The organism is Desulfobotulus alkaliphilus (genome assembly GCF_007830435.1).
GTDB lineage: Bacteria > Desulfobacterota > Desulfobacteria > Desulfobacterales > ASO4-4 > Desulfobotulus > Desulfobotulus alkaliphilus.
The window spans coordinates 1-10,400 of sequence record NZ_VLLC01000053.1 but is presented as its reverse complement, the minus strand read 5'-3'; the positions used below and the strand labels follow the sequence as shown (position 1 = coordinate 10,400).

Below are 10,400 nucleotides of genomic sequence, written 5' to 3'. Positions count from 1 at the left end.
ACTATTACGATAGGAAGTTGATTCATATAGATAAGTATTGTTTCCAACTTTTTGCTTCACAATACAAGCCATATCGCCCCCTTTGTAGTAAGATGTTATTATACCTTCAAGGGGGCAAAACTAGCAGTTTTTTAAAATTTTTGAAAATTATTTTTAGCCAAAAACAACAAATAAAAACTTTAATCTCAAAGCCATACATCCAATTTTAGCACTTTGTATAACGTTTGTAGGTGTATAATTTATCGGGAATTTAGGATGGAAGGTATGAAAAGGGCCATCGCAAGGCTGGCGGAACAGGCCCACCCCGCCTTTCCCGTGACCATCTATTACGCCTTCAAACAGTCCGAGACCAAAGAAGGCAGCACCAGCAGCACAGGCTGGGTCACCTTCCTGGAGGCGGTTCTCTGTGCAGGCTTTGCCATTCAGGGAACATGGCCCGTAAGAACTGAACGCAGTGGTCGCAGTATCGGCATAGGCACCAACGCCCTGGCCTCTTCCATTGTTCTGGTCTGCCGCAAGCGGCCCAAAAATGCGGAAAGCATCTCCCGCAGGGAGTTCCAGCGCCTTCTCCGGGAAGAAATGCCCGAAGCCCTGGAAACCATGATCGGCGGCAAAAGCGGAAGAAACCCCATTGCCCCCGTGGATCTGGCCCAGTCCGCCATCGGGCCGGGTATGGCCCTCTTTTCCCGTTATCAGGCTGTCCTCACCCAGGACGGCAGCCCCATGGCCGTTCAGGATGCCCTTGTCATGATCAATCAGGCCATCACGGACTTTCTCACCCCGGATTCCGGCAACTATGATCCAGACACCCTCTTCTGCGCCGCCTGGTTTGATCAGTACGGCTGGCAGTCCGGTGCCTTTGGCGAAGCAGACACCCTTTCCCGTGCCAAGGGCACCAGTGTTGAAGGCCTGAAGGAGGCCGGGGTGCTGGAGGCTTCCTCCGGTAAGGTTCGCCTCTTCACCTGGAAAGAATACCCCGAAGACTGGAACCCCCAAAAAGACAAGCGCACCCCCGCATGGGAAGCCTGCCATCAGATGGTTCTCTGCCTCAAAACCAAAGGAGAAAGCGCATCCGCAGCCCTGCTTGCCCTGATGCCGGAAAAGGGAGAACCCATCCGCCAGTTGGCCTATCACCTTTACACCCTCTGCGAGCGCAAAAAATGGGCAGAAGAAGCCCAGGCCTACAACGAGCTGATCACCTCATGGCCTGCCATTCTGCAAGAATCCCACCGCATCGGCCACAGCGGTACACAGATGGAATTTGAAGTCTGATGCCATGAAAGGAGAAACACCATGCGTTTACAGTCCTGGCGTGAAATCGCACAACCCCACAGGGATGTACTGGAAGGCACATTTCAGCAGTCCGAGTTTGCCGCAGACCTGACCCAGGTGGCTTCCGGTAAAGCGCCCGAAGAATACCAGAACCCTGAAAAGTTCTTTTCCAGAACCTTCATCACAGAAGGGATGAGGCTGCTTCTCCTTTCCGTGGCAAAACGGCTTTCCGGTATGGGAGGCGACCCTGTTATCCAGCTCCAGACCTCCTTTGGCGGCGGTAAAACCCACACCCTCATTGCCGTGTTCCATCTGGCAAAAAGCCTTGTTCCCGCAGACAGGCTCAAAGGGATTCCGCCCATTCTGGATGAGGCGGGCATCCTCACCCTTCCCGGCGCTAACATTGCGGTGATCGACGGGAACAGATTTTCCCCAAGCAAGCCCCGAATCTACGATGGGCAAAGGGTGGCAACCCTCTGGGGCGAGCTTGCCTGGCAGCTTTTAGGAAAAGATGGTTATGCCATGGTTGCAGAAAGTGACGCAGAAGGCACTTCACCTGGCAAGGAAAGCCTGACAAAGCTCTTTGAGGCCGCAGCCCCCTGCGTGGTTCTTCTGGATGAGCTTGTGGCCTTCATGCGTCAGATGGAGCTGGACAAACACTATGCCGCAGGCACCTTTGACAGCAACCTAAGCTTTATTCAGGCCCTGACCGAAGCCATGAAAGCCGTTCCCAACGCCATCCTCCTGGCCTCCCTGCCGGAATCCGATCTTGAAATTGGCGGCAGCATGGGACAAAGGGCACTGAACTCCCTTGAAAAATACTTTGCCCGTGTGGAATCTGTATGGAAACCCGTGGCAGCCGAAGAAGCCTTTGAAATCGTAAGGCGCAGGCTCTTTGAAAACGCAGGCTCCGAAGAAAAGGTGAGGGAGGTGTGCAGGCACTTCTTTGATTTTTACCATGAATATCCAGACAAATTTCCCCAGGAAACCCAGTCCGGCGAATACATGGAACGCCTCTGCCGCTCCTACCCCATCCACCCGGAAATTTTTGACCGCCTCTATGAGGACTGGTCCACCTTAGAAAAATTCCAGCGCACCCGTGGGGTTCTTCAGTTCATGGCCATTGTGATCCACCATCTCTGGGTACAGGGAAACAGCGATGCCATGATCCTGCCCGGTTCCATTCCCCTGGAAATCAGTGCCGTCCGCACCAAAAGCATCCACTACCTGCCCCAGGGCTGGGAGCCCGTCATTGAAAAGGAGGTGGATGGCCCAAAATCCACACCCGCAGAGCTGGACAGCCGCAACACCCTTTTTGGCAGTGTACAGGCGGCCCGCCGCACGGCCCGCACCCTCTTTCTGGGCAGTGCCCCTTCCGGCAGAGAACAGGGACTGAGGGGCCTTGAAAGTAACCGCATTCTTCTGGGTGCAGCCCAACCCGGACAAAGCCCCGGCGTTTTTGAGGATGTGCTGCAAAGGCTCAGGGACAGGCTCCACTACCTCTATGCGGATAAAAACCGTTTCTGGCTGGACACAAGGCCCAATCTCCGCCGGGAAATGGAAAGCCGCATCAAAAACATTTCCGAAAACGAAATCCTGCAACCCCTTTTGCAAAAAAGGCTTTCCTCCCTCTTTGGCCGCAAACATGTTTTTTCCGGCATCCATGTTTTCACAGCATCCGGCGATGTTCCCGATGATTACGGTGACGGCCCCCGCCTTGTGGTGCTACCCACCTCTGCGGGATACAGCAGCAGCGCAAACAGTCCGGCCCGTGATGCCGCCGAGGCCATTCTCCGAAAAAGGGGCGACCAGCCAAGGCAAAAACAGAATCGCCTGATCTTTCTTGCACCGGATGCGGATACCCAGCTTCGGGTACGGGATCAGGGAAAAACCTACCTTGCCTGGGATTCCATCGTAAAAGATATTGAAGATGGCAACCTGAATCAGGACATCGCCCACCTCAATCAGGCAAAAAGGAACCGGGACACCGCCGATAAAACCCTCAGTCTCATGCTCCGGGAAACCTGGAAATGGCTCATGGCCCCCATGGAAGACTTCATCAAGGGAAAGCCTGTCCTTACCTGGGAAGCCGTCTCCCTGCCATCTTCCGGCCAGGCCCTTAGCGAAGCCATTGAATCCAGACTGAAAGAAGAAGAATGGCTGATTTCTGCATGGTCTCCCATTCATCTGAAAAACATACTGGAAAAGTGGTATTTCAAGGATGGCGTCGAAGCCATAAGTGCCAAAAAGGTCTTTCAGGACACCTGCCATTATCTTTACCTTCCCCGCCTGCTCAATGAGGGTGTTCTGCGCTCCTGCATTGCCAGAGGCCTTGAAAGCGAAGACTATTTTGGTTTTTCCACAGCAAGGGACGAAAACCGCTATGTGGGTTTCCGTTTCGGCAGAAGCCTTTCTCTGGATATGCTGGACGATGCCTGCCTTCTCATTCAAAAAGATGCTGCCATCAGAATCCTTGAAGAAATGAGGGATCAGGAAAGAAAAAACGCAGAGGCCAGCACTTTTAAGCCGGAAGCCACAGAAGGGGGAACAGGAGAACCCGCCCCCCCTCTCCGGGATGACAGCCCTGCCAGAGCCGCAAATGGAAGCCGGACAGTCTCTCCTTCAGGCTCATCAAACCCTGGCCCGGCTTCCCCCAAAACCAGTTTCTTCGGAACCGTTTCCTTAGACCCCGTTCGGGCCAAGATGGATTTCAATGTACTGATTGATGAGGTGGTGCAGCAGTTCACCGCAAGACTTGGCGTGAATGTGGAAATCTCCGTTGAAATACACGCCAAAAGCACCGATGGCTTTGACGAGGGCATACAGCGCAGCGTTAAGGAAAACTGCTCTGTTCTCAAATTTGATGCCGCAGAGTTTGATGAGGGCTGAAGGGAAAAAACCAACGAAAAGCCGCAAGCTTCAGCCCTATTTTGTCCATGCCTTACATCATAGAGAACTACGGACAATCCAACGCCAAGCATGTAAAAGAGGACGCCATCTTCGTCTTAGGACGCCACAACGATAATGGCCTCAGACCCGTCCTAAAAAAGCTGGGCTACCACTACGAGCAGGATAGCATCCTCTTCAAGCCTTAATAACAGAGAGGCCGCTTACAAATGGCCCAACACTAGAAAACCCGGACAGCACGGGACTGGCCCCGGACGCACTCGCCATGGCCAAACCCTTCGATTCTACGTCTAACCCAAAGGGGTGGCCCACAAAAGCCACCTCCAAAATTTTTCTTTGATGGTTCGTTTTTTCTTGGGCACTGCGGGAAGGATGTACTTTTCGATAGGGATTATTGGGATACTACCGTTTGCCAGTGGGATGGCTATATATTCGCTGCCATCGCCTCTGTAATGCGTGCCCCTATAAACGGGAAGTTCCCAAGGGGCGTAATCTTTGAATTCAGGTAGGTAAGCTTCTGCGTGGGCTAAAAAATCTTCATAGGTTTTTATGGAACTGGTGTCGAATAACAGATCCATTTCTATGAGATCTACGCAAATGATAAGCGTAAAATCCTCAGGAGACATTGGATCTTTGGGAGAGGGATACTTTTTTACAAGTTCCTCTTTTACCATGTCCTTTAGAAACATAACACCCTCTTTCATGGGGAGTGGGGATACTAAGGGAGATGAAAATTGCCACTATACCTGATTGAAATTTGATTCTTCACTTCAGAGCGAGAGTCTGAACTTCACAAACGGTATATCAGTATTTTTAAACTCCCGAAGGTTTGGTTGCGGTGAGTTACCCTGCGCGCTTAATGAAGATCCCATTCGCCATGGGCTTTTATCTGCTCATACATGGCATCAGGTGCAAGATCAAGCTCCCCAGGCCAGGTAACGGCACCATAAACAAGATCTGCACTGGAAAAAATTTTATCGTCTCGTAAACTGGAAAAAACACCAGCACTATCCGAAAATAAAAATTGTTTCATATTGACATATCCTTCCAGTCCATCAAGGAAACGGACAAAAAGACGATAATCGGGCAACGCTTCTAAATGCTTTAACCTCCAGGGCATGGATGGCGTTATAGGAGGTTCTACGAAAGAGGTTCGATTTTTTGCGGTGACTGCATTTGCGCACATTGATTCCATGCCTCCATTAATTCTGAACGATGCTCACTGGCCCATTCGAGAACCAAAACCATCGCACGTTTTGGTAAAAAACCTTTCTCAATCTCCAAAGTATGAATATTGATCAAAACTTCATACTCAGCATACAAAGCATGAAAATGTGGAGGTGGGTGTTCTTGCCAGAACATCTGAATAACAATCCCATAAAAAACACTAATAGTTGGCATGAACACTCCAAAAAGTAAATTAAATGACAATTAAAATTAATTGCATTGTCAATTCTTGTCAAGCAGGGAACAGGGACTGAGGGGCCGGAATTATATTTTTTCTTCTGCATACCATGAATCTTCATTATTTACAAAAGCATACAGGACAGGGGAGATGGTGAGATCGGTAGCACATGCATTGAGGTCTTTACGGAAACCACCCATATTCTGCTTGACTTCGGGATGCCCGATATAAAGACTCACCCTTAACCCAAAAACAGGAAGGATATAAAATGCGACCTCTAAACACTCTCGCCTCAGAACACTTCGCCGCCAGCTTCTCACGAATCTGGCAACGCCTAAACAAAGAGGAATCCGCCCTCGGTATAATCACTGCATTCCGTGATGAATTCGAAGGAACCCCTAAAAATAAATCCCGTAATCAACTCCTCAAAGCCGATATCAAAAATGCGGGCTTCGGATACTTCAACATAAAAGGGTTCTACATAGAGAACTACGGGCAACCCAACGCCAAGCATGTAAAAGAGGATGCCATCTTCGTCTTAGGACGCCACAACGATAATGGCCTCAGACCCGTCTTAAAAAAGCTGGGTTATAAATATGAACAGGATAGCATCCTCTTCAAGCCTTTCAACAGGGGCAGGGCCTACCTCATAGGAACCTCCCCCACAAACGCATGGCCGGGCCTGGGCGAGATCATAGACCTCGGCCCATGGAGCACCAACAAGCTATGCGAATTTTATACCAAGATGAAAGGCCGCAACTTTGTCTTTGCATCCGCTTCCTACGAACCCTCAAACATGACCAAGGCATACATGAACAAAGGCCTCCAAAGCCACACAGACCCAGAACCCTTCCCTTACCCCAACCCCGGAGAATTTCCAGCCTAAACAATCACTATATTCTGAGTAACTTCACAATTTCTCCTATGGCCAAAAACGAATATTCCCCGGACGAGGAACTCCGGGCTTTATATAACGAACTCGGCGGCAACCTCTCCAAGATGTCCCGCTTCCTAAACATCAACCGTTCCTCCCTCGTCAAATATCTTCTCCGCAGGGGCATCCACACGGAAACTCCCAAAACCACGGATCCCAACGCCCCAGTCACGGACGGAAAATTATTTTGTATTTTTTAAAAAATAAATTTCTTCTTCCGCAGGTTTTTGTATTTGCATGTGTTTTAATAGCAGGAAATAAGCTTTTTCTATAAATAAAAACTTATATTAATTAAAAAACACTCATAAATTCAATACTTTTATTGGGAGGGCAGCATGAAAATTAAAATCCACAGGGGAACTGGTGAAATCGGTGGCACATGCATTGAGGTCTTTACGGAAACCACCCATATTCTGCTTGACTTCGGGATGCCCCTCGTCAATCCGGATCAGACCCCCTTTGATTCCCGCAGCATACGGGGGCTGGATGCAAAAACCCTCATTGAAAGGGGAGTTCTTCCGGATGTTCCTGCGGTGCATGGCCCATCCGATACCCATCTCATTCTTTCCCACGCCCACAAGGATCACTACGGCCTTCTGCCCTGGTTCCACGAAAGCTGCACCACCTGGCTAAGCCCTGCTTCCATGGAGCTGATTGAACTGACAGGGATTTTCACCATGGACAGGTGCAGGGTTCCGAACCCACGGTATTTTGAACCGGGTGTCCCTTTTTGTATCGGAGATATGGAAATTACCCCATGGCCCATGGATCACTCCGCCTTTGACAGCTATGGATTTCTCATTCGCTCAGGCGGAAAAAGACTTTTTTATACGGGAGACTTCAGAAAACACGGAAGAAAACCCGAAACCTTCCGTTTTCTTGAGGAAAAGGGTCCAAAGAATGTGGATTGCCTCCTCATGGAAGGAACGGCCATTGGATGGGAAGGTGAATTCGATACGGAAAAAATGATTGAGGATGCCTTTGCCGCAGAGTTCAGCGACAGCCCCGGACCCCATCTCGTCTATACATCCTGCCAGAATACGGACAGGCTTGTTTCCATATTCAATGCCTGTCGCAGAGCCGGAAAAACACTTGCCATAGACTTTTATCCGGCAAGTGTCCTGAAACGGCTGTCGAGATTTTCGAATCTTCCGGTACCCTCTGAAGCGAATCCTGAAATCAAGGTTTTTTTCCCCTATGGCCTGTGCCGGATGATGACGGATCAGGGCCTTGAGAGGGAGTTCATGTATCCCTTTGCTCCCTTTAAAATAAAAAGGGAGGAAATGGATGAAATGGCAGAAAATCTTGTGATGCTGGTCCGGCCTTCTTTTCATAAGATGCTTGAAAGTTTTGAAAACCTTTCAGGCGGAACCTTCATTTATTCCATGTGGGATGGATACAAAGAGGATGAAAAGTATCAGGGCTTTATTCAGATGCTCCGGGAAAAAGGGATGCATGAAAAGGATTTGCACACCTGCGGCCATGCAGACAGGCAAGCACTTTCGGACATGGTGAACCTCCTCAACCCGGCCAGCATTATCCCCATCCACACCTTTGAGGCAGATACCTTTGTGAGGGTCTTTGAGGGGAGAAGGGTGCTGCGGGCTGTGGATGGTGTAGCTTTCAGCATTTAAGCAAAGGGATGGAGTCTGATGCATAAGGGCCAGAATGATCAAAATTGTGCGGCAGCGACAGTCAACTATGAGAGAAAGGTACTGCTGATGGACTATATAGAAACTACACTGGTATTGACTTTGGCAATTGTAATCTTTTTAGCATTGCTGCCCCTGATATGGGTCGCTTCGGCGGCTGTATTGTTTTGTTTCTGTGTCTGTTACAAATCAATGATGGAAAAAAGAGATTTGTTTTTTGAAAACAAAAGAAAGACAGGGGCTTTGGGTGCTTTAGCTGATGAATGGCCTGTCTTCCATAACAACCCCTTCCTTGCTTATTCAATGGTGAAGTACAAAGAAATGAAGCCATATCAGAATGCCATAAACTGTGCGTCAAATCTGAATCTGAGCCAGGGGTTTTCCGGCCATTCCGCCTGGAGACTTCCCTATGCAAATGAGATGAAAAGAATTGTAAATTCTATTGATTATGACTCAAAATCAAAGCTTGGGTATGTCTGGCTCATGGACAAATCTGAAGACATGCCTGAAAAAGCCGTGTGCTATGATTGCGTGTCCGAAACAGTGAGACTTGAGGAGCCAACCCTTGAGAACAATACCATTCTTATCAGAAAAACAATGGATGGCTCAATTGAGGTACATAATGGGAAAAACCTGTATTGGCACAGGCTTTTACCCTGATTCCTTCTCAGGAGGCTGATATGGCACTATGGTCTGAACTGAAGAAAAAAATGAAAGCTTCCCTTTGTCTGGCTGCAGAAAAGAAGACGGAGAACACAAGTGCCGAAGAGGATACTTCTGCAGCCTTCTTTTCCGAATCAGCACAAGAAAATGATTTTTATGGTGATGCATATGAACCAATCCGAATAGAGGCGAGACGCAGGGCACACATGCAGGAACTTCTTGCACATTTTTCCAGTATCTTATCGGAAAAAAAATCAGAAAAACTCGATATCTTTGAATGTTCATCAATCTTCACCGGGGAAGATGATATGGAAGCCCTTCTGAGCATGGATGATCCTTCCCGTCAGCCTTCAGCAATATGGCTTGATATCTTTGAGGATGCTTCAAAAATAACGGAACAAAATGTGGAACTTGCTCTTGAAAAAATGGCGTATTCCTCCCTTTCTTCCGAGGAAAAGCTGGAGATGCTCATTTCAAAACTTATGGAGATGGATGCCTTTTTGCTGGATCTCAGGAATTTTAATCTACCGCCAAGACCCGTAAAACGGCTTTCACTTGAATTTTCCCATTCCTTTGCATACCCACTGGATTTTTATCTTTCCTATAAAAAAGAGGTTATGAAAAATAACAGAAAGATATTTTTATACAACTGTTGCTGGGGAAAAATACGAGAGCTTCTGTCCATAAAAGAAAAGGATTGGGGACTTGAAATACTGCTTGCCATCTACAGGCGCGAATGTCCTGATGAAAAATCATGGTTTAAGGAGAGAAAAAAAATACAGGATGTCTGTGCTGATTACCGGGACTGCACTGTGCCAGCACCTGCTGATTCATGCAGACAGGAAATTATCAATAAGTGCTGGTCTCGTATTCAGCCATTGATTGCCCGTTTTGAGGACAAGGGAGATGGAACCGTAACCGACAGAGTCACAGGCTTGCAGTGGATGCGATGTGCCCTTGGTCAGACATGGGACCGGTCGAGATGCAATGGAACACCCGTGGATTATGGCTGGGAGGAAGCTATGGAGGCAGCCCGTAAATGCCGTTTTGCCGGGAAAAACGACTGGCGTCTGCCGGATATCCATGAATTGCAATCCCTTGCCGAGACTCTATGCCACTATGAAACGCAAGCCAGCAGCAATGCGTGTCAGGAGCAAACGAGGGCAGATTCTGTCAGCGTCTGTTCAGATTTAGTTGCAGAGCCTGATGTTTTTCCTGACTGCCCCAGGGATATTTTTTTAACCTAAATTCCCGATAAATTATACACCTACAAACGTTATACAAAGTGCTAAAATTGGATGTATGGCTTTGAGATTAAAGTTTTTATTTGTTGTTTTTGGCTAAAAATAATTTTCAAAAATTTTAAAAAACTGCTAGTTTTGCCCCCTTGAAGGTATAATAGCATCTTACTACAAAGGGGGCGATATGGCTTGTATTGTGAAGCAAAAAGTTGGAAACAATACTTATCTATATGAATCAACTTCCTATCGTAATAGTGAAGGAAAACCCAGAAATAAAAGATGTCTTATCGGAAAAATTAATCGTGAGACAGGCGACCCTGTCTACA

9 protein-coding genes are annotated in these 10,400 nt (G+C 48.1%); 6 read left to right on the top strand and 3 right to left on the bottom strand.

Annotated features, from left to right (window positions below):
* Window positions 1-255 precede the first annotated feature (255 nt).
* Together LZ24_RS16260 and LZ24_RS16255 are read left to right on the top strand one after the other, a co-directional pair.
* Entirely contained in the window at window positions 256-1,272 is a 1,017-nt protein-coding gene (locus LZ24_RS16260; RefSeq protein WP_222427685.1) for a hypothetical protein, read from the top strand.
* A 21-nt stretch (window positions 1,273-1,293) separates the two neighbouring features.
* Complete coding sequence (locus LZ24_RS16255) at window positions 1,294-4,161, top strand: ATP-binding protein (protein ID WP_144686771.1); 2,868 nt, start codon at window positions 1,294-1,296, stop codon at window positions 4,159-4,161.
* A gap of 308 nt (window positions 4,162-4,469) precedes the next feature.
* Here the strand turns inward: LZ24_RS16255 and LZ24_RS16250 are convergent, their stop codons facing one another.
* The 3 genes from LZ24_RS16250 to LZ24_RS16240 form a co-directional block, all read right to left on the bottom strand.
* A complete protein-coding gene (locus LZ24_RS16250) occupies window positions 4,470-4,868 on the bottom strand; it encodes a hypothetical protein (RefSeq protein WP_144686770.1) in 399 nt (132 codons plus the stop codon).
* Window positions 4,869-5,035: 167 nt separating this feature from the next.
* Entirely contained in the window at window positions 5,036-5,299 is a 264-nt protein-coding gene (locus LZ24_RS16245) for a DUF2442 domain-containing protein (RefSeq protein ID WP_246118628.1), read from the bottom strand.
* Window positions 5,300-5,319: 20 nt separating this feature from the next.
* Complete coding sequence (locus LZ24_RS16240) at window positions 5,320-5,580, bottom strand: DUF4160 domain-containing protein (protein ID WP_144686768.1); 261 nt, start codon at window positions 5,578-5,580, stop codon at window positions 5,320-5,322.
* A gap of 272 nt (window positions 5,581-5,852) precedes the next feature.
* Between LZ24_RS16240 and LZ24_RS17415 the strand changes: the two genes are divergently transcribed.
* The 4 genes from LZ24_RS17415 to LZ24_RS16220 all read left to right on the top strand — a co-directional run bounded on the left by LZ24_RS17415 (window position 5,853) and on the right by LZ24_RS16220 (window position 10,080).
* Window positions 5,853-6,470, top strand: coding sequence for a hypothetical protein (locus LZ24_RS17415; protein WP_186443219.1), 618 nt, complete (start codon window positions 5,853-5,855; stop codon window positions 6,468-6,470).
* Window positions 6,471-6,853: 383 nt separating this feature from the next.
* Complete coding sequence (locus LZ24_RS16230; RefSeq protein ID WP_144686767.1) at window positions 6,854-8,152, top strand: MBL fold metallo-hydrolase; 1,299 nt, start codon at window positions 6,854-6,856, stop codon at window positions 8,150-8,152.
* Between the two features lie 87 nt (window positions 8,153-8,239).
* Window positions 8,240-8,830, top strand: a complete 591-nt coding sequence (locus LZ24_RS16225) for a hypothetical protein (protein ID WP_222427684.1) — start codon at window positions 8,240-8,242, stop codon at window positions 8,828-8,830.
* Window positions 8,831-8,850: 20 nt separating this feature from the next.
* Window positions 8,851-10,080: an Lcl C-terminal domain-containing protein gene (locus tag LZ24_RS16220; protein ID WP_144686765.1), complete on the top strand. Its 1,230-nt coding sequence runs from the start codon at window positions 8,851-8,853 to the stop codon at window positions 10,078-10,080.
* Window positions 10,081-10,400 lie beyond the last annotated feature (320 nt).

Coding starts and splice junctions, on each gene's coding strand:
- LZ24_RS16245 (WP_246118628.1), bottom strand. CDS start 5,299: ATGCCCTGGAGGTTAAAGCATTTAGAAGCGTTGCCCGATTATCGTCTT.
- LZ24_RS16250 (WP_144686770.1), bottom strand. CDS start 4,868: ATGTTTCTAAAGGACATGGTAAAAGAGGAACTTGTAAAAAAGTATCCC.
- LZ24_RS16225 (WP_222427684.1), top strand. CDS start 8,240: ATGGACTATATAGAAACTACACTGGTATTGACTTTGGCAATTGTAATC.
- LZ24_RS16230 (WP_144686767.1), top strand. CDS start 6,854: ATGAAAATTAAAATCCACAGGGGAACTGGTGAAATCGGTGGCACATGC.
- LZ24_RS16240 (WP_144686768.1), bottom strand. CDS start 5,580: ATGCCAACTATTAGTGTTTTTTATGGGATTGTTATTCAGATGTTCTGG.
- LZ24_RS16260 (WP_222427685.1), top strand. CDS start 256: ATGGAAGGTATGAAAAGGGCCATCGCAAGGCTGGCGGAACAGGCCCAC.
- LZ24_RS16220 (WP_144686765.1), top strand. CDS start 8,851: ATGGCACTATGGTCTGAACTGAAGAAAAAAATGAAAGCTTCCCTTTGT.
- LZ24_RS17415 (WP_186443219.1), top strand. CDS start 5,853: ATGCGACCTCTAAACACTCTCGCCTCAGAACACTTCGCCGCCAGCTTC.
- LZ24_RS16255 (WP_144686771.1), top strand. CDS start 1,294: ATGCGTTTACAGTCCTGGCGTGAAATCGCACAACCCCACAGGGATGTA.